Source organism: Telluria sp. RB2R28 (assembly GCF_059685835.1).
In genome coordinates this window covers 280,721-299,905 of record NZ_JCASIK010000002.1, presented here as the reverse complement: position 1 = coordinate 299,905, position 19,185 = coordinate 280,721, and the positions used below count along the sequence as shown (strand labels likewise).

The following is a 19,185-nucleotide window of genomic DNA, read 5'->3' as shown; positions in this document are numbered from 1 at the left end:
GCGTTTTTTTATGGGCGGGGCAAACCAGTTCGTACCACATCGGATGATGCGGTGACGTAGGGTGGACGGCTTTGCCGTCCACGCGTTCAATCAAGCCCACCGAACCACGCGATCTAACACAGCGCCAGTTTGGTTTGAACGCGCGGGCGGCGTAGCCGCCTACCCTACAGCCAGCTGTACCAACCAACCCTACTTGCGGCGCAACTGCGCCAGATCCCGCACCGCGCCGCGATCGGCCGACGTGGTCAGCGCCGCATAGGCCTGCAGCGCCTGCGATACATAACGCTCGCGTCCCAGCGGCAGCCAGGCATCCGCGCCCAGCGCATCCATCGCCGCGCGGCGGTGCGCCAGTTCCTCGGTCGTCACGCGCAGGTTGATGGTGCGCTCGGGGATGTCGATGTCGACCATGTCGCCTTCCTGCACCAGCCCGATCGCGCCGCCTTCGGCCGCTTCTGGCGACGCGTGTCCGATCACCAGCCCCGACGAACCGCCCGAGAAACGGCCATCGGTAAACAATGCGCAGGCCTTGCCCAGGCCCTTGGACTTGATGTACGAGGTCGGGTACAGCATCTCCTGCATGCCCGGTCCGCCTTTCGGGCCTTCGTAACGAATGATGACGACGTCGCCGGCCACGACGTTGTCGCCCAGGATCGCTTCGACCGCCGCATCCTGGCTCTCGAACACGCGCGCCTTGCCCGAGAATTTGAGGATGCTTTCGTCCACGCCCGCCGTTTTGACGATGCAGCCTTTTTCGGCGATGTTGCCGTACAAGACCGCCAGGCCGCCATCCTTCGAATACGCGTGTTCGCGGTCGCGGATGCAGCCCATGGCGCGGTCGAGGTCGTTCTTCTCGTAGCGCTCGGCCTGCGAAAACGCCACCTGGGTTGGCACGCCGCCCGGCGCCGCGCGGAACCATTGGTGCACGGCTTCGTCGGTACTGACCGCGATGTCGTATTTTTCAATGGCCGCCGCCATCGTCGGGCTGTGGATCGTCGGCAGCGACGTGTCGAACAGGCCGGCGCGCGCCAGTTCGCCCAGGATCGAGAAGATGCCACCGGCGCGGTGCACGTCTTCGATATGGTATTTGTCGGTCATCGGCGCCACCTTGCACAGGCAGGGCACCAGGCGTGAGATGCGGTCGATGTCGGCCATCGTGAAGTCGACTTCCGCCTCGTGCGCCGCGGCCAGCAGGTGCAGCACGGTGTTGGTCGAGCCGCCCATCGACACGTCGAGCGCCATGGCATTTTCGAACGCGGTCTTGGTCGCGATTGAACGCGGCAGCACCGAGTAGTCATCTTCCTCGTAGTGGCGCTTGGCGGTTTCGACGATCAGGCGGCCAGCGCGCAGGAACAGTTCCTTGCGGTCGGCGTGGGTCGCGACGATCGTGCCGTTGCCCGGCAGCGCCAGGCCCAGCGCCTCGGTCAGGCAGTTCATCGAGTTGGCCGTGAACATGCCCGAGCACGACCCGCAGGTCGGACAGGCCGAGCGCTCGATCTCGGCCACGTCGGCGTCCGACACGGTCGCGTCGCCGGCCTTGATCATCGCGTCAATCAGGTCGAGCTTGATGACCTTGCGTTCGTTGTTCACGACCTTGATGACCTTGCCGGCTTCCATCGGGCCGCCCGAGACAAACACGGTCGGAATATTCAGGCGCATCGCGGCCATCAGCATGCCGGGCGTGATCTTGTCGCAGTTCGAGATGCAGACCATCGCGTCGGCGCAGTGCGCGTTGACCATGTATTCGACCGAGTCGGCGATCAGGTCGCGCGAGGGCAGCGAATACAGCATGCCGCCGTGGCCCATCGCGATGCCGTCGTCGACGGCGATGGTGTTGAATTCCTTGGCCACGCCGCCGGCCGCTTCGATCTCGCGCGCGACCAGCTGGCCCAGGTCTTTCAGGTGGACGTGGCCCGGCACGAATTGGGTGAACGAGTTGACCACCGCAATGATCGGCTTGTCGAAGTCGCCGTCTTTCATGCCGGTGGCGCGCCACAGGGCGCGGGCGCCTGCCATATTGCGGCCCTGGGTCGTGGTGTGTGAACGGTAAGTCGGCATGGCAATCTCCCAGAATATTGCGAAAACAATGATTGGATCAGGGTGACGGCTGGCGCTGGATTTGTCCAATATATGATCGGCTCGTCTGTGAGTCGTTTCGCCTATCACAGCCGGGCAGTCCGCCGGTCACGTTGCTGCTATGCTATTGCTTGGCCATTAGACGGAGTACACAGGCATGGAGCGCAGGGATTTTGTACGAATGGGCGTGGCCGGGACAGTATCCGGCACAGTTGCCGGCACCAGCGTGCTGGCACATGCCGCGCCATCGAAGACGGCGCCGGCCGCCATTCTTGAAGCTGGCGTCCACGCACAGCAGCAGGCCATGCGCGCCGGCAAGCTGACGGCGCACGAGCTGGCTTCGCGCTACCTGGCCCGGATCGCGGCCGTCGACCGCGCCGGCCCGCGGCTGCGCTCGGTCATTGAAACCAATCCGGATGCGCTCGAGATCGCCCGCGAGCGTGACCGCGAGCGCAAGGCCGGCAAGCTGCGCGGCCCGCTGCACGGCATCCCGGTCCTGCTGAAGGACAATATCGCCACCGCCGACAAGATGAGCACGACAGCCGGCTCGCTGGCGCTGGACGGCGTCAAGGCCCGGCGCGACGCCCACATCGTGGCCCGCCTGCGCAATGCAGGCGCCGTCATCCTCGGCAAGACCAATCTGTCCGAATGGGCGAACATGCGCTCGACCCGTTCGACCAGCGGCTGGAGCGGGCGCGGCGGCCTGACGCGCAATCCGTATGCGCTCGACCGCAACACGAGCGGCTCGAGTTCCGGCTCGGCCTCGGCAATGGCCGCCAGCCTGGCCACGCTGGCTGTCGGTACCGAAACGGATGGCTCCATCGTCTCGCCCGCGTCGACCTGCGGCATCGTCGGCATCAAGCCGACCCTGGGCCTGGTCAGCCGCAGCGGCATCATCCCCATCGCGCATTCGCAGGACACGGCCGGGCCGATGACGCGCAGCGTGGCCGACGCGGCGCTGCTGCTGGGGGCACTGGCCGGCGCCGACCCGCAGGATGGCGCCACGGCGCGTGCCCCCGCTATTCATTATGCGAATGCGCTGCGCAAGGATGGCTTGCGCGGCAAACGCATCGGCGTGGCGCGTGACTTTTTTGGCGGGCACGATGGCGTCAATGCGCTGATCGAGAAGGAACTGGGCGTGCTCAGGGCGCAGGGCGCGGTGCTGGTGGATGTCACGGTGCCCAATACCGATAAATACGGCGCGTCCGAACTGACCGTGCTGCTGCACGAATTCCGGCCCGATCTCGAAGCGTGGCTGGCGGCGTACGCGCCCCATGCGCCAGTCAAGACCATGGCCGACATCATTGCGTTCAACCTGCGCAACGCGGCGCGCGAGATGCCATTCTTCGGCCAGGAACACCTGATCGCGGCGCAGGCGGCCGGTGGCCTGCAGGCGCGCGACTATGTGAAGGCGCTGGCCAACAACCAGCGCTATTCGCGCGACAAGGGCATTGACCAGGTGCTGCGCGCCTACAAGCTCGACGCGCTGGTGGCGCCGACCGGCGGGCCGGCCTGGCTGACCGATACCGTCAACGGCGACCATTACGGCGCGAGTTTTTCATCGCCGGCAGCGGTGGCCGGCTATCCCCATATTACGGTGCCCGCAGGGTTCATCCACGGTTTGCCGGTCGGGCTGTCGTTCGTTGGCACGGCGTGGAGCGAGCCCGCGCTGATCGGGATGGCGTACGCCTACGAGCAGGCCAGCCGGCGCCGACGCGCGCCCACCTACCGGGCGCGCGTCAGCGTCTGAACGATCAGCGGCGCGCCGCCCCCTTGGCCTGGCTGAACACCGGCCCCCACAGCGGGTGGCCGTGTTCGCCAGGACTCAGGTCGAAGCCCGGATCGAGCCGGAAGGCGGCGTCGAACGTCTCGCGGCACAGCGCCTGGCGCCCACTCACGCAATAGCTGAACGCCGTGTACTTGGCGGCCGACAGGCGCTCGCGCGGGGTGCCGCTTTTCATGTCGGCGCTCGTCAAGCGCCGGATCGCACCGTTGTAGTCGCCTTCGTTGTACAGCGCGATGCCTTCGCGCAGCGCGACATCGCTGCGGTCGACCGTGCCGGCGGCGGGCCGGTTCGTGCGGTCCGCGCGCTGGGCGCGTTCGGCACGCGGGCGCGCATCGTCGGCGCGTGGATGGGCGCGAGCAGCTTCCTTGCCGCCCAGTGCCGGGCCGAATTCGGCGCAGCCCGTCGTCATCACGGCGATCAGCGCCGCTGCCGGCAGGTGTTTCATGAAACGGGTACTCAAGGCGTTTTCTCCTCGGTGAAATCAAGTTCGATCGTCCCGGTCTGGCCCTCGACCGATTGCACGGTCACGGTGTGCTCGGGAAAGCCTGGATTGACGATGCGGATCGTATGCTCGCCAGGCGGCAGCGTGATGTGCTTCAAAGGTGGCGTCGCGCCACGCTCGACGCCATCGACGACGATCGTGCCCCACGGCTGGATTAACAGTTTATAGGTGGTGCCGGCGATGGCCGCTTCGGGCGGCGTGCCTTGCGGCGCCAGGCGCACCGCGGTGGGTGGCACGGCAACGTCGGGTTTGGCTGGCGGCGGGGTGGCAGTGGTCGCGCGCGGTGCGGTCTCGTCGATGACGGGGGCGTCGAGCCGTGGCGGTTCTTCGGCCAGCGTGACCAGCGGCGCCGGGGCTGCCGCCGGCACGGGTGCCTCGGGCGTTGCCGGCAGCGTGGACATGTCTTTCATGCCGCTAAGGTCGCCCTCGCGCATCAGTGCGAACAAGGCAGCCAGCGCGGCCAGGATCAGGACGATGGCGCCGACGATCAGCGGCCAGCGTGTCTTCCGACGTTGTGCCGCGACCGGGACCGGCGTGGACGCCACCGGCGCCGATGCATTGGCGGCGGCGCGCATCGGGAGCGGGCCGGGGGCCGGGGCTGGCGCTGCCGGCGCAGGCTTTGGCGCCGCCACCGGTTCAGGCGCGTGGACAGGTTCGGGCGTCGGAGGAGGGGGTGGCGTCGGTGCTGCCGTCGGTGTTGGCAGCGACACCACTGGCGTCACGGGCTCGTCGTCGATCGGCGGCAGCGACATGGCCGGCTTCGGCGCGATGACGGCAATGCCCAGCAGGCCGCGCATCTGCTCGATGGTTTGTGGCCGTACGGCCGGATCGGGCGACAGGCAGCGGTCGAGCGCCGCAAGAAAGCCCTCGCTGTAGTCAGTCAGCCCCAGTGTGCGCAGTTGCGTGACCGGCGCCAGCTCCTGCGAAATCGCGTAATGCATCACGGCGGCAAGGTCGTACAGGTCGCGCGCTTCGTAGTCGGCCGGCACGGCGGTGTCCGGCAACTCGCTGTAGCCCGGCACCAGCATCGGGTCGCCGGCATCTAGGATGTGCAGGCTGTCGGGTGTGATGCGGCGATGCGGCACATTCATGCCGTACTGGACTTCGAGCGATTGCAGCACCTGACGGATGATGCGGCGGCACCATGGCTCGCTGACCATCTCGTGGTTGTACTCGACGATCTCGCGGACCGTGCGGCCGTCGAGTTGCTGCGGGGGCGTGCTGGGGTTCATGGCATCTTGCCGGTCGCCGCTTGCGCGGGCCGAACGAATGTTTATTTATTGCAAATAATGCCAGATTTGTGGGGAAGACGGTACCCCCATCTTAAGCGTGCGCGGCAGATGGGGTGGCAGATGCGCTGCCGCGCATCCGTTCAGGCGTCGAGAAAACGCATCTTGAACCAGCGGCCCTTGATGACGCCAAAGCCCGGTCCCGGCGCATCGCCTTCGCCCAGGCGCTTGACGGCGGCCTGCGCCACACTGCGCTCGAGCGCGACGTAGCTGTTGAATTCGCCGATATTGATCTTGCCGACCTGATCTTTCGTCAGACCGGCGTCGCCCGTCAGCGCGCCCAGCAGGTCGCCCGGACGCAGCTTGGCTTTCTTGCCGCCGGCGATCACCAGCGTGACCATCGGCGCCGGGGCGGCCGGTTCGGCGTCGTCGCCCAGCGCAGCCAGGCTTTCCCAGACGGCCGGCTGGTCCTGGTATTGCTCGATCAGGCCAACCCATTTCTTTTCGTTCGGCGCGCACAGGGTGTGCGCCATGCCGCTGCCGCCGGCACGGCCGGTGCGGCCGATGCGGTGCACGTGGACTTCGGGGTCTTTCGACACGTCGACGTTGATCACGGTGTCCAGGTCGGCGATATCCAGGCCGCGCGCGGCGACGTCGGTGGCCACCAGCACCGAGCAGCTGCGGTTGGCAAACAGCACCAGGATTTCATCGCGTTCGCTCTGTTCGAGTTCGCCGTACAGCGCGCGCGCCGAAAAGCCTTGCGCCTGCAGGGCGTCGGCCAGTTCGCGGCAGCGCGCCTTGGTGTTGCAGAACGCCAGCGCCGACACCGGACGGTGATGGCGCAGCAGGCGGCCGACCGCATCTTCGCGGCCTTCGAAACCGATCTCATAAAAACGCTGGTCGATCTGCTCGAAGCTGTGCTTGCCCTCGACCTTCACTTCCAGCGGATCGCGCAGGAAGCCTTGCGTGGCGAAGCGGATATCGTCCGGGTAGGTGGCCGAGAACAGCAGCGTCTGGCGATGTTTCGGCGTGGCCGACACGATGCCCGCGATCTCGTCGTAGAAGCCCATGTCGGTCATGCGGTCGGCTTCGTCCAGCACCAGCGTCTGCACATTGGCCAGGTCGAGCGTCGCGCGGCCCAGGTGGTCGCGAATGCGGCCCGGCGTGCCGACGACGATGTGCGCGCCATGCTCGAGCGAGGCAATTTGCGGACGCATCGACACGCCGCCGGTCAGCGTCAGGATCTTGACATTGCCCACGCCGCGCGCCAGCCGGCGCAGTTCGCCGGCGACCTGGTCGGCCAGTTCGCGCGTCGGGCACAGCACCAGGCCCTGAATGGCGAACCAGGCCGGATTGAGCTTGTGCAGGATGCCGATGCCAAATGCGGCGGTCTTGCCGCTGCCGGTCTTGGCCTGGGCGATCAGGTCGCTGCCAGCCAGGACGGACGGCAGCGTTTCCGCCTGCACCTGCGTCATGTGGTCGTAACCGAGGGTGGTCAGGTTGGCGAGAAATTGCGGCGTGAGGGCCAGCGAGGTAAACGAATCGGATTGCATGGAAGCCTCCAGCCGGCAGGGCCGACGCTATTGGGGATCGGGCGCCCAGACCGGCAGGCCGGTCAGGTCGAGCTTGTCGTCGCGGCGCCAGACAGGCAGGCCGGAGTTGTCGGTTTCGTCGATCAGGCAGAGTTGTTCTTGCTTGAGCGAGCTGCGGCGGGGACGAGGGCCGGTGCGTTTGGGTTCGGTGACCGTATCGAGCGGCGCTGCCGGCTCGAAACCAGGCAGGTCGAACGTTGCGTGGTCTTTCTTGTCTCTCATCCTCTGCCTTCGAGGTTGCATTTTGTTGCCATAGAAAACAAAAGCCCGGCTCTGTGAGTCGGGCTTTTGTATTGAATTGGTTGCGGGGACAGGATTTGAACCTGTGACCTTCGGGTTATGAGCCCGACGAGCTGCCAGACTGCTCCACCCCGCAGCGCAATTATAGCGCGCTGCGCAGCAATATGCAATGCGCGACGTGCAGAGGGGGTAAATCCCTCAAATGGCGCTGCTGCGCAGGCGCCACAGCGACGTGACTTCCTGCGAGCGCGCCGCGTGCAGCGGATCGTCGGTATCGGTCGCGCGCGGGTGCACGGGCCGCGTGTCGTGGCGCTCGATCACTTCCAGGCCGCCCGCCGCAATCCATCCAAGCAACTGATCACGGCTGCGCAGGCCCAGGTGCTCGGCGAAGTTCGACATGATCAGCCAGCCTTCGCCACCGGCCTCAAGATGCGCACCGAGGCCCGCGAGGAACGCGCGCAGCATGCGGCTGTCCGGATCGTAGATCGCGTATTCGATCGCCGAACTCGGCTTGCCCGGGAGCCATGGTGGATTGCAGACCACCAGCGGCGCGCGGCCTTCCGGGAACAGGTCGGTCTGCGCGATCTCGACCTGCGCCGCCAGGCCCAGGCGCTCGATGTTTTCGCGCGCGCAGCCCAGCGCCCGCGGATCGACTTCGGTGGCAAGCACCGCTAGGCCCCGCCGGGCCAGCACAGCCGACAGCACGCCGGTGCCGGCGCCGATGTCGAATGCGCGCTGTGCACCGGCAGGCAGCGGCGCCTGCGCGACCAGCTCGACGTATTCGCCGCGCACGGGCGAGAACACGCCGTACCACGGATGGATGCGGTCGTTCAGCGCCGGAATCATGACGCCCTTGCTGCGCCACTCATGGGCGCCGATCACGCCCAGCAGCTCGCGCAGCGAGGCGACATACGGCGCGTCGACCGGGCCATACGCTTCAAGGCAGGCCTGCTGCGCATCGGGTGCGCGGCGCAGGGGGGTGCTGTGATCGGCCTCAAATGGCAGCACCAGCATCGCCAGCGTGCGGGCACGCTGCAACTGGGAGAGACGATGGCGGTGGAACGCTTCGAGGGGTGTGGGCACGGCCTTGCCGGCCTTGGCGCGGCGTGGGCGCTCGCCCTTGTGGTCGATCCGGCGCGCCAGCGCCTGCACCAGCTGGCGGGCGTTCTGGAAGTCGCCGCGCCACAGTAGCGCCGTGCCGTCCAGCGCGAGCCGGTAGGCGGCGTCGGCGCTCAGCGTGTCGTCGGCCAGCACCACTTTTTTTGGTGCGGGCCAGCCGCTCTCCGAGCGCCAGACGGCCGAGCGTTCGACGCCGTCCTCGACCCATTCGATGCGTGCCATCGCTTGATCCATCTTATTGGTGATATTAATGATGGTGGTTCCAGTTGCCGTCGCTCGACGCCAGATAGGACGCCACGGCGTCGGCATTGCCGGTGGCGTGGCGCTTGACTTCACCGCAGCCGCAGATGCCCTGGTAAGGCTGGATGTGCGAGCAGGCGGAGACTTTTTGCAGGTAGACGGTGACTGGTTTGGTGCATTTTGCGCACTTGAACGTCAGGGTACGGGCTGGTTTCATGATCACGGAGCAGGTAAAGGAAAGGAGGGCGGCATTTTACACCGCCCAAGTCTGCTGGTTGACTCGCACTCATTCGACCACCACGGCGCTGCTGCCGCCACCTGCCGGGCGCACCAGCACCTTGGTTGCGATGCGCTCGGTCATCCCCTGCACGTGCGAAATGACGCCCACCTTGCGGCCCAGCGATTGCAGCGCGTCCAGGGCGTCCATCGCCACGCCCAGCGTTTCGCTGTCGAGGCTGCCGAAGCCTTCGTCGATGAAGAGTGATTCGACCCGCACCCGGTTCGATGACAGCGAGGCCAGGCCCAGCGCCAGCGCCAGCGACACCAGGAACGATTCGCCGCCCGACAGCGAATTGACCGAGCGCACCTCGCCGCCCATGTCCTGGTCGCGCACCATCAGCGCCAGCGACGGCATGCCCGCGTAACTAACGCGCTCGAGGCGATAGCGTTTGGCCAGCTGCGCCAGGTGCGCATTGGCATAGCCAAGCAGCACGTCGAGCGTGAACTGCTGCGCGTAATTGCGGAATTTTTTCCCGTCGCTCGAGCCGATCAGCTCCGACAGCTTGCCCCAGCGCTGCTCTTGCATCTGCTGCTGCTCGATCTCGCGCAGGCTCGATGCCGCGGCCACGCGCCGCTCGTCGTCCTGCATGACGCGCAGGCGCGCCGAGGTCGACGCTTCGATCGCCGCATGGCGCTCGGCCTGGATCGCATCGAACGCCGCCGTGACGGCTTCGACCGGCTGGCCGTCGGGCGGGGCCGAGGCCAGGTGCGCCAGACGCTGGGCGCGTCGCTCGCTCAGGATTGCTGTGGCCTGACCCACCTCGGTGTCAATGGCGTTCAGGGCCGTGCGTTCCTGCGCCAGCCAGGCGGCGCCCACTTGCAGCAGGCGGGCCAGCGCATCCAGATTGGCGATATCGTCCACGCCGTCGGGATCCTTGCGGTAGTCCTCCAGCCAGTCGGCCAGGGCGGTGGCCGCCGCCGCGCCGGCGCTGTCGAGTTGCGCCACGCGCTCGACGAGGCCCGCCAGTGTGGTGCGCGCCGTCGTTTCGCCCTGTGCCGCGTGCTGCGCCACCAGCTGGCGCGCTGCGAGTAGTTCACGCGCGCTGGTGACGGCGGCGTTCAGTTCGCGCTCGACGTCGCGTGCCGGGCGGCCTGCCCACAGCGCGGCGCGCGCCGTGCGTTTCTGTGTGAGCTCGGCGTCGATGCGCTCGAAGTCGAGCGCACTGCGCGCGCTGGCTACATCGATCTCGGCGATGCGTGTGGCCAGCGCCGTCGTTTCCACGTCCAGTGTGGCGATCGTGGCGGTGGCGCGGGCCAGCGCGTCAGTGTGCTCACGCCACGCGGCGGCCTCCTGTGCACGCGCCGCGCGCCAGGTGGCGGGATCGCGCCGCCATGCCGCTTGCCAGCCACCGCCATGCGCATCGGCCAGCGGGCCATCGAGTTCGGCCAGCAGCGCATCCAGTTGCGCGCTTGCTGCTTCGTGGCGCAGCATGTGCGTCTTGAGCGCGGCTTGCAACCCGGCTGCGGCCTCGCGCCCGGCTTCTGCTGCCGAGCGCAGGCGGGCCAGGTCGGACTGGGCGGCGTCGACCTCGTGCTGGGCCGCGTCGCGGGCGGCGGCAGCGGCGCGCCACTGTTGCTCTTGCCGGGCCAACGCGTCGACCGCGTCGCGCAGCGCGCTACGCTGGGCGACGAACCAGTCGGCGCGTTCGTCGGCCGGTGGCGCAACCGCCGCCAGCGGGTCGGCGTGCCAGGCCTGTTCGAGACTGGCGACACGCTCGCCCAGCGTGAGGCGGTCGTGCGCCAGCGCCGCCAGCCGCTCGTGCGCCGCGCCCGCTGCCGCCGCATGCTGCGCCTGCAGCGCGCTGTTCTCGCGCACGCGCAGGCGGCAGCCGTCCACTTCAGCGCGCAGGCTGGCGAGCATGTTTTTCAACGGCGCAGCCTGATGGGCATACGGGTGCTCGTGCGCCCCGCAGACGGGGCAGGGTGCGTCGTCCTCCAGGTTCGCACGCAACTGTTCGACATCCGCCGCGCATGCGAGTTCCGCTGCCGCCAGCGAGCGCTCGGCCTGTGTCATGGCCGCTTCCAGCGCTGGCGCGCCAGCGCGTGCCTCGGCCAGCCCCCGTTCGGCGTTTGAGCGCGCCGTCTCCACGCGATCGACGTCGCGCGCGAGGCCGGCCAGCGTGGCGTGCGCGGCCGCCAGGTCGGTCCAGCTGCGCTCGGCCTGCATCAGGCGTTCGCGGCGAACATCGAGACCCTGGCGCTCGGCGCCGATGGCCTCGGCATCCAAGCTGGCCAGCGCCGCCATCGCGGCGCGGCGCGTCGTCTCCAGTGCGTCGAGGCGTGCAGTACTGGCCACCAGCGCGCTCGTGGCTTGCGCTTCGCGCTCGGCCGCGCCCAGTGCCTGGGCCTGGATTGTCTCTGCCGCCGCCTGGTTGGCGGCGAGCGTGGCAAGCGTGTCTTCGCCCTGGCGCAGCAGGCGTTCCCATTGGCCCCAGGCGCCTGCCACCGCGTCCAGGCGCGACTGGGCCGCCAGCCAAGCGGCAGCGTTATCGCGGGCTTGCTGCGCGCCTGCCAGTGCAGTCGATTTGGCCTGGTGCTGCTCGCGCGCCTGGCGCGCCTGCGTGCGCGCGGCGTCGAGTGCGGATTGCGCCTGTACGTGGTTCGGCGCCAGTGTCGCCAGCGCAGCATCGAGGGCCTTCGCGTCATCGAGTTGCGGCGCTGCCGCGCGCAGTGCCGCTTCAGCGGCGTCCAGTTGCGCCGTGGCCGCATCGGTCTCGGCCACACTGGTGCGCCGCACCTCAAGTGCGGCCGCCAGCTGGGCCTGCGTCGTCTCGATGGCCGAATGGGCTTGCCGGCGCTCGGCTTCGAGGCGCTGCACCTCCAGGCTCAGGGGGCGCGCCGCCTGCACCGCGTCGAGCGTGGCCAGGCGCTGGCGCCGCTCGCCGGCATCCACGCGCTGCGCATTGGCCGCCGCCAGTACCTGCTCGGCCTGCGCTTCGCCGCGCGTGAGCTTGTCCAGTTCCTGGTGCCAGCGCAGTTGCCCTTCGAGGAGGGCGTGGCGATCGTCCAGCGCTTGCCGGGCCAGGTCGGCGCTGGCGCGCTCGCTCTCCAGCAGCGCGCGGTCTTCCGGCGACAGCGGGGCAGCATTGGCCAGTTTGGATTGCAGGACTTGCGTGCGGACCTGTTCGGCCTTGTAGCGCTCGAACGCCCGGCGCGAAATGTCGCTGTAGATCGTCGTGCCGGTGAGCGTTTCGAGCAGTTCGCCGCGCTCGTTTTCGTCGGTTTTGAGGAACGCCGAGAATTCGTTCTGGGCCAGCAGCACGGCGCGCGTAAACTGTTCGAACGACAGGCCGATGCGTTGCATGATCTCTGCTGCGGCTTCCGTGTTGGTGCCGCCCACGGGGATCAGCTCGGGCAACCGGTTCAGCGAAATCTTGACCGGTTGCAACGCGCCGTTCGGCTTGTTGCGCGAGCGCCGCACGGCCCAGCGGGCGCGGTAGCGGCGATCGTCGCTTCCCACAAAGTCGACCTCGGCCCAGCCTTCGGCGGCGCCCCGGCGCAGCAGCGTGCGGGCATCTTGCGCGGTCACCGTTTCTTCGCCCACATCGGGCAGGCGCGTGCTCGAACGCTTCAGCAGGCGCGGCGTGTCGCCGTACAGCGCCAGGCACAGCGCGTCGAGCAGGGTGCTCTTGCCGGCGCCGGTCGGGCCGCTGATGGCAAACAGGCCGGCGGACGCGAGTGGTTCCGATTCAAAATCGATGGCGAACTCGCCCGCCAGCGAAGCGAGGTTTTTGCCGCTGATACGCAGGATCTTCATCGCGGCTCACCTTCCACCACGTGGAACAGCTCGGCAAACGACGCGATCTGCTCAGGCGGCGCTTCGGCGCCGTATTTCTGCAGCCACAGGCGCCGGAACACATCGTCCGGCTGCAACTGCGCCAATTGATCCAGGCTCAGCGCGAGTCCCGTATCGTCGACTGCCACGTGCTTGCGCGTCGGTTCGATCTTGGCCAGGCGCACGGGCTTGCCGGCCAGTACCGCCTCGATGCGCGCGCGCAGGCCGGGTTCCGGCCCGTCGAGCAGCACCCTGACTTCGAGAAAAGGCCAGGCATGCTGCGGCAGGTCGGGATCGAGTTCAAGTGCCTCGAGCGCCGCCAGCGCCTCATCCAGCGGCGCGGGTTTGGCCGGCACCCGCAGCAAGGCCACCGCGCGGGGCACGAACAGCGGCGTGATGTCCACGGCACGATCCCCTTCCAGGTCGATTCGCAGCACCTGGTGCTGGTAATTGACTTCGGAAAACGACAGCGGCAGCGGACTGCCGCTGTAGCGCACGTTTTCGCGCCCGCCGACCTTCTGGGCCAGGTGCAGGTGGCCCAGCGCTGCGTAGGCGATGCCGGGATCGAACATGCTGCTGGGCAGCGCTTCGGTGCCGCCGATGACGATACGGCGTTCGGAGTCGAGCGACGCCTGGCCGTCAACCATATGGCAGTGGCCCATGGCGATGATGGCCTGGCCGTCCGTGGCGCGTGCACGCGCCAGCGCATACGCCTGGCGGTACAGAAGGGTCGTGCCCTGCAGATAAGGATCGAGGCCTGGTGCATCGCTGGCTGCATCGCCCGCCGCAGCGCGCAGGCGCGGCACGTCGCCGGGGCGCAGGAACGGCACGGCCAGGCACCACGCGGCCACCTTGCCGTCGCGGTCATGCAGCGGCACCAGCAGCCGGTCGAGGTCGACTTCGCCATCGCTGCTGCGCAGTACGTTGCCCACGACAATCGTGCCATAGGCCTCCAGCAGCGGCGTGGGTGCTTCCAGCCGGCCGGCAGAATCGTGGTTGCCCGCGATGACCACTACCTGCAGATGGGGTACGCGGCTGCGGGCCTGCTGCAGGAAGCGGTACAGCTGGCGGTGGGCGGCCGACGACGGATTGGCGTTATCGAAAATATCGCCCGCGATCAGCAGCACATCGATGCGCTCTTGGTCCAGCGTCCCGACCAGCCAGTCGAGGAAGCGCCCGTGTTCGTGGATCCGGTCGAAATTGTGCAGGGTCTGGCCAAGATGCCAGTCAGAGGTGTGCAGCAGTCGCATGGGGGAGTTCTACCGTTGAGAAAGCCGAAATCGGGGCCTACTATAACGCAGCGGGCGACCCGTCGTGGCGCGCCGTGCAATACCATCTCGCAAGCATGTTGTGTGGGGAAATTCGTCGTGCGTGACCCCGCTCTTGTTGTCAAATCGCATTTGACGAACATCAAACCTGGCCAGGACCGTGTCTCTACACTAGCTAGTTCTTGTCGCCGGCTACTACTACAAAATCCATCGCCGGCTACCCCGATACCCGCATCCCCAGCCAATCCGGCATGGCCTCGCCATGCGCGCTGGCGGCGCATTGAGAGGAGACATCATGCTCACTTCCACCTACACGCTGGTGGCGCTATCCATCGAACAGGCCCGGGCGCGCGTCGACCTGCAAGCGCTGCTCGACCGCTGGCGGCCCGCCGCCTGGTGGGGCGAGCCGCCAGCGGCGCACCAGTATCAAGCGGCATGTGACGCGCTGCGCCAGGTCAGCGACGCGTGCCAGTGGCGCAAGCTCGACAAGTTCGTGCTGCCGGCGCTGCGCCGGCGTGGGGCCGATGCCGGCGCGCTGCTGGCCGAACTCGATGCGCTGAGCCGGCGCGCGCACGCCGCGCGCATGGCGGCCCAGGCCGCCGCTGCCGAAGGCGATCCCGGCTGCCTGGCGGCGCTGGAAGCCTGCTGCGAATTGCTGCTCGAGCGCCTCGAACGCGAAGAGCGCGAGTTGCTGCCGCTGGCGCGCACACTCATTCCCGGCGACCACTGGTTCACGATCGCCAACCAGATGCTGGCCCACGACACGGTGCAGAACGAACACCGTGACGCGGGGCGCGGCATCGTGCGTGCCAGGCTTCCGTTAGAAGTTTCAACCAGGAAATCACCCGCCTTGCCACCCGGCGTGCCCATCGTGAATTAGCTGCTGCAGCAGGGCGTGCGCGCCGGTTGACGCCATGTTCTTTGCTATGATGGCAGTTTTAGCGGTGCGAATTTCCTATGTTCGATTTTCTCTTCAAGCGGCAGGGCAGCAAGCCGGCCGCGTCCGGCGAGCAACAGGGCGCCGCCAAGCCGGCCCCGGCGAAATCGGGCGCTGCCCAGTCCGTCGGTAGCAAGACCGGTAGCAAAGCCAATAACAAGGCCAAGGCCGCAGCGGCCGCTGCTGCAGAGCAGGCGGCAAACCAGGCCGCAGCGCAGGCTGCCGAGGCGCGCGCCGCCGTGGCCAGCGCCCGCGAGCGCCAGGCTGTGCAGCTCAAGACGCTTGGCAGCGACGAAGCTGCCGCTGCCGAGTTCATCCTGCAATCCCCGTTTTCCGAATTGCGCCTGGCCGCCGCCGAGCTGCTCCATGGCCGCGAGCACCTCGAGCGCGTGTACGGCGCAATGCGCAATGTCGATCGCCGCGTTGCCAAGCTCGTGCATGGCCGGCTCGACGCGATCCGCCACCATGAAGCTGAACTGCGCCGTGGTGAAGACACCCTGGCGCAGGCGCGCGCCATGCTGGGTGACGTATTGCTGACGCCTAACCACGTTGGCGAACTCGACCGCAAATGGTCGGTCATCCGCGCGCCAGAGCTCGCTGCCGACTTCGAGGCCGTGCGCGCCCAGCTTGGCGCCCGTCTCGAAGCGCAAGTGCAGTTGCAGCGCGCCATGATCGATCGCCTGACGGCGCTGCGCCAGCTCGACGGGCAGGGGCTCGACGCCACCGCGTTCGGCGAGACGCTGGCCCGCCTGCAGCAGGAACAAGCAGCGGCACTGGCCGATCCTGGCCACCCATCGCTGCCGCGCGCGCTGGTTGGCGAGGTGAGCAATGAACTGGCACGCCTGACGGCCAGCCTGGCCACCGCCGAGAAGGATGCGGCGGCCTTGGCCGCCCGTGAAGCGGCCCTGGCCGCATGGACGGCGCAACCACAAGAAGAATTGACGCCGGATGTCCTGCGCCGCGAATGGCAGCGCCTGCCGGCCATCCCTGCCAACACCAATGCTGAAGCGCTGCAAGCGCGCTTCGACGCCTTGCTCGCGTCGTTTCCGCAAGCGGTTCGCAAGCCGAAAGCAGCCCCGGCTGCAGCGCAAGCAGGAGCGCCAGCCGACAGCGGCAGCGCGCCTGCCAGGGACAAGGGCGCCGACCAGGCCTTCCTCGACCAGATGGACGCGCTCGAAGCTGCCCTGCAGCAGGGCTCGCTCGGTACCGCTGCCGAGATCGACAAGTCACTGAAGGACGCCAAGGACAAGGGCGTGCGCCTGACGGGCGCCCAGCTCGAGCACCTGACCCATCTGCGCGCTGACCTGAAACGCTTGTCGGACTGGGCGCGCTGGGGCGGCAACGTGTCGCGCGAAGAATTGATCAAGACAGTCGAGACGCTGGCCACGCAGAACCTGGCGATGGGCGAGCTGGCCAAGAAGGTCGGCAGCATGCGCGAGCGCTGGAAGGCGCTCGACACCTTGTCCGGCCCGGCGCCGCGCAGCCTGTGGGAGCGCTTCGACGCCGCCTGCAGCGCTGCCTACGCACCGGCCGCCGCGCATTTCCGCCAGCTGGCCGACGAGCGCCACGCGAATGCCGCGCGCGGCCAGGCGCTGGTCGACGAAGCCCAGGCCGAGATCGCCAACCTGCAGCAGGACAACGCCGACTGGAAGCATGTGTCGGCTACCGTGCAGCGCCTGCGTACGGCCTGGAGCCATCTGGGCGCGGTCGACCGCAAGGAAAAGAAACGTCTCGACGGCTTGTTCTCCGAGGCACTGACGACGCTGCAGCGTCCGCTGGAAAACCAGCGCAAGGTCGAAGTCGCCGTGCGCGAACAACTGATCGAAGAAGTCCACAAGCTCGACCCGAACGAACGGCACGCCGTCGACATGCTGCGCGAATTGCAAAGCCGCTGGCAAGAACATGCGCGCGCGCTGCCGCTCGAACGCAAGGCCGAGCAGGCGCTGTGGCAGCGTTTCCGCGCTGCCTGCGACGCGTTGTTTGCGGCCCGCAAGGAGCATGCGCACGCGGCTGACAGCGAACGCCGCACCCACGAAGCGGCCAAAGAAGCGCTGTGCGCCCGCCTCGAAGCAGCCGCAGGTGATGCGACGCCGTCAAACGTCGCCAGGATGCTGCGCGAAGCGGCCGCCGAATGGCAGGCGATCGGCCCGGTGCCGCGTGCCCACGAGGCGCGCATCGAGGGGCGTTACCAGGCTGCCGTGGCCCAGGTGCAGGCCCAGGTGGCGCAGGTACGCCGCGCCGCCGACACGGTCCTGGCCGGCGTCGTGCGCGACAAGCTGCGCCTGATCCAGGCGCTCGAAACAGCAATCGCCGATCCGGACAGCAATGCCGGCACCCACACGCAAGGAGACGGCTGGCGTGCCCGCTGGGCGGCACTGGCCCCGGTAGACGGTGGTTACGAGCCGATCCTGCAGAAGCGCTTCGACGCGGCGCTGGCTGCGCTCGAAGGCGATCGCGCCGCGTATGCGCGCCAGCTCCAGGAAAACCGGCCGCGCCTGTTGAACGACCTGCTTCGTCTGGAGATTGCCGCCGGCATCGACAGCGGCGTTGAATTCGCCCGCGACCGCTTGCGCCTGCAGGTCGAGGTGCTGCAAAGCTCCCTCAAGTCCGGCCAGAAGCCGGGCGGCAATACGGCCGAGCTGCGCGCGCTGCTGGCCCTGCCGGCCCTGGCCGACGTGCGCACCGAAACGCGTATCGAGTGCCTGATGCTGCGCCAGCCGAAGGAGGCGTCATGAATAATGTCCGTGTGCAAACTGGCGACTTCGACCTCGGCCTCGAGGTCGCGCGCCTGCGCGAGGGCGACGCCCGGGTCGGCGCCGTCGTGGCGTTCGTCGGCACCGTGCGCGACCTGAATGACGGCGCGCAGGTCGCGGCGATGGAGCTCGAACACTATCCCGGCATGACCGAGAAAGCGCTCGACGACATCGCCGCCCAGGCCGCCGCGCGCTGGCCGTTGTTTGCCACGCTGGTCATCCACCGCGTGGGGCCGTTGCTGCCGCTCGATCAGATCGTGCTCGTGGCGGTGACCGCCGCGCACCGGGGCGATGCGTTCGCGGCCTGCGAATTCATCATGGATTACCTGAAGACGGAAGCGCCGTTCTGGAAGAAGGAAGACACGCCGGACGGCGCGCGCTGGGTCGATGCGCGCGTCACGGACGATACAGCGCGGGCGCGGTGGCAAGCCCGCTGAATTTTCTCGCGGTCGGGCTCGGCGCCGCCATTGGCGCCTGGCTGCGCTGGGGCCTGGGTCTGTGGCTGGGCAGCCTGCACGGCTTTGTCCAGGTCGGCACGCTCGCGGCCAATCTGGTCGGCGGCTTTCTGATCGGCTGCGCGCTCGCGTTCTTTGCCGATCAGCCCGGGCTGGCGCCGCACTGGCGCCTGTTCATCATTACCGGCTTCCTCGGTGGCTTGACGACCTTCTCCAGTTTTAGTGGCGAATCGATGACGCTGCTGCAGCGCGGCGAGATCGGCTGGGCGCTGGCGCATACGGCGTTGCACCTGATCGGCGCGCTGCTGTGCTGCATGGCCGGTTTTGCCGTGCTGCGCACCCTGCGCGGGTAAAGTCGGCAGCGCAGGGAGGTTTTCCCTGACAACGCATATGTGGCCCGTTTGAAGCATGCTAGAGTTCCCGTCGAGTAATTACACAGGAGCTCGATCATGAATACCAACTACCGGCCGACCGCGGCCTTCGTCGGCGCCTCCTGGGGCGCACTCATCATCGGCATGGCGGCCTATCTCATTGGCCTCTGGAACGCCCAGATGCAGCTCAATGAAAAAGGTTACTACCTCGTGCTGCTGCTGTACGGCCTGTTCGCCGCGATTTCTCTGCAAAAAACAGTGCGTGATCGTGCAGAAGGCTTGCCGGTCACGGGCCTGTACGCGTCGCTGTGCTGGTTCTCGCTGATGGCATCGATCGGGCTGCTGGGCATTGGCCTCGTCAACGCGACGCTGGCGCTGAGCGAAAAAGGCTTTTATGCGATGTCGTTTGCGCTGTCATTGTTTGCCGTGGTTGCCGTGCAAAAGAACGTACGCGATCTGCAGGCCGCCGGGACAGCGCCCGAGTCCAGGTTGTCCGACAGTTAAGTGCCTCCCGCTTTGTAGGGGTTTTTCTTACGCGCGGCATGATGCCGCGCTTGAAAAGCATC

At 67.6% G+C, this 19,185-nt stretch carries 15 protein-coding genes and 1 tRNA gene; 6 read left to right on the top strand and 10 right to left on the bottom strand.

Annotated elements, in window-relative coordinates; translation table 11 throughout:
• Positions 1-189 precede the first annotated feature (189 nt).
• Positions 190-2,055 (bottom strand): dihydroxy-acid dehydratase, encoded by a 1,866-nt coding sequence (gene ilvD / locus AC56LV_RS08880; protein ID WP_258834763.1) that lies wholly within the window; start codon positions 2,053-2,055, stop codon positions 190-192.
• 175 nt (positions 2,056-2,230) lie between these two features.
• Between ilvD and AC56LV_RS08875 the strand changes: the two genes are divergently transcribed.
• Positions 2,231-3,823, top strand: coding sequence for an amidase (locus tag AC56LV_RS08875; RefSeq protein ID WP_499556997.1), 1,593 nt, complete (start codon positions 2,231-2,233; stop codon positions 3,821-3,823).
• A 4-nt stretch (positions 3,824-3,827) separates the two neighbouring features.
• Here the strand turns inward: AC56LV_RS08875 and AC56LV_RS08870 are convergent, their stop codons facing one another.
• The 9 genes from AC56LV_RS08870 to AC56LV_RS08830 form a co-directional block, all read right to left on the bottom strand.
• Positions 3,828-4,319 carry a TssQ family T6SS-associated lipoprotein gene (locus tag AC56LV_RS08870; RefSeq protein WP_499556996.1) on the bottom strand — a complete coding sequence of 164 codons (492 nt, stop codon included), beginning with the start codon at positions 4,317-4,319 and terminating at the stop codon, positions 3,828-3,830.
• The gene (locus AC56LV_RS08865) at positions 4,316-5,593 is read right to left on the bottom strand and encodes a PEGA domain-containing protein (RefSeq protein ID WP_499556995.1); all 1,278 of its coding nucleotides are present in this window, start codon (positions 5,591-5,593) and stop codon (positions 4,316-4,318) included. The genes AC56LV_RS08870 and AC56LV_RS08865 overlap by 4 nt, the downstream gene beginning before the upstream one ends.
• A gap of 140 nt (positions 5,594-5,733) precedes the next feature.
• Complete coding sequence (gene dbpA, locus AC56LV_RS08860; RefSeq protein WP_258834760.1) at positions 5,734-7,143, bottom strand: ATP-dependent RNA helicase DbpA; 1,410 nt, start codon at positions 7,141-7,143, stop codon at positions 5,734-5,736.
• 27 nt (positions 7,144-7,170) lie between these two features.
• On the bottom strand, positions 7,171-7,404 hold the full coding sequence (locus tag AC56LV_RS08855) for a hypothetical protein (RefSeq protein WP_183558164.1): 234 nt from the start codon (positions 7,402-7,404) through the stop codon (positions 7,171-7,173).
• A gap of 77 nt (positions 7,405-7,481) precedes the next feature.
• Positions 7,482-7,558: transfer RNA gene (locus AC56LV_RS08850), tRNA-Met, on the bottom strand.
• A gap of 62 nt (positions 7,559-7,620) precedes the next feature.
• On the bottom strand, positions 7,621-8,763 hold the full coding sequence (locus AC56LV_RS08845; protein ID WP_499556994.1) for a methyltransferase: 1,143 nt from the start codon (positions 8,761-8,763) through the stop codon (positions 7,621-7,623).
• Between the two features lie 25 nt (positions 8,764-8,788).
• Positions 8,789-8,998, bottom strand: coding sequence for a hypothetical protein (locus AC56LV_RS08840; RefSeq protein WP_183558170.1), 210 nt, complete (start codon positions 8,996-8,998; stop codon positions 8,789-8,791).
• A gap of 69 nt (positions 8,999-9,067) precedes the next feature.
• A complete protein-coding gene (locus tag AC56LV_RS08835) occupies positions 9,068-12,817 on the bottom strand; it encodes an AAA family ATPase (protein WP_499556993.1) in 3,750 nt (1,249 codons plus the stop codon).
• Positions 12,814-14,085, bottom strand: a complete 1,272-nt coding sequence (locus AC56LV_RS08830) for an exonuclease SbcCD subunit D C-terminal domain-containing protein (protein WP_499556992.1) — start codon at positions 14,083-14,085, stop codon at positions 12,814-12,816. Before AC56LV_RS08830 ends, AC56LV_RS08835 begins: the two co-directional genes overlap by 4 nt.
• A 313-nt stretch (positions 14,086-14,398) precedes the next feature.
• Here AC56LV_RS08830 and AC56LV_RS08825 point away from each other — a divergent pair, with 313 nt between their 5' ends.
• From AC56LV_RS08825 to yiaA, 5 genes are all read left to right on the top strand, one after another.
• Positions 14,399-14,983, top strand: a complete 585-nt coding sequence (locus tag AC56LV_RS08825; protein WP_499556991.1) for a hypothetical protein — start codon at positions 14,399-14,401, stop codon at positions 14,981-14,983.
• 77 nt (positions 14,984-15,060) lie between these two features.
• Entirely contained in the window at positions 15,061-17,775 is a 2,715-nt protein-coding gene (locus AC56LV_RS08820; RefSeq protein ID WP_499556990.1) for a DUF349 domain-containing protein, read from the top strand.
• Positions 17,772-18,230 (top strand): molybdopterin synthase catalytic subunit MoaE, encoded by a 459-nt coding sequence (gene moaE / locus AC56LV_RS08815; protein ID WP_183558183.1) that lies wholly within the window; start codon positions 17,772-17,774, stop codon positions 18,228-18,230. The genes AC56LV_RS08820 and moaE overlap by 4 nt, the downstream gene beginning before the upstream one ends.
• Positions 18,215-18,601 carry a fluoride efflux transporter CrcB gene (crcB, locus tag AC56LV_RS08810; protein ID WP_499556989.1) on the top strand — a complete coding sequence of 129 codons (387 nt, stop codon included), beginning with the start codon at positions 18,215-18,217 and terminating at the stop codon, positions 18,599-18,601. Before moaE ends, crcB begins: the two co-directional genes overlap by 16 nt.
• Before the next feature lie 96 nt (positions 18,602-18,697).
• Positions 18,698-19,123, top strand: coding sequence for an inner membrane protein YiaA (gene yiaA, locus AC56LV_RS08805; protein ID WP_499556988.1), 426 nt, complete (start codon positions 18,698-18,700; stop codon positions 19,121-19,123).
• Positions 19,124-19,185 lie beyond the last annotated feature (62 nt).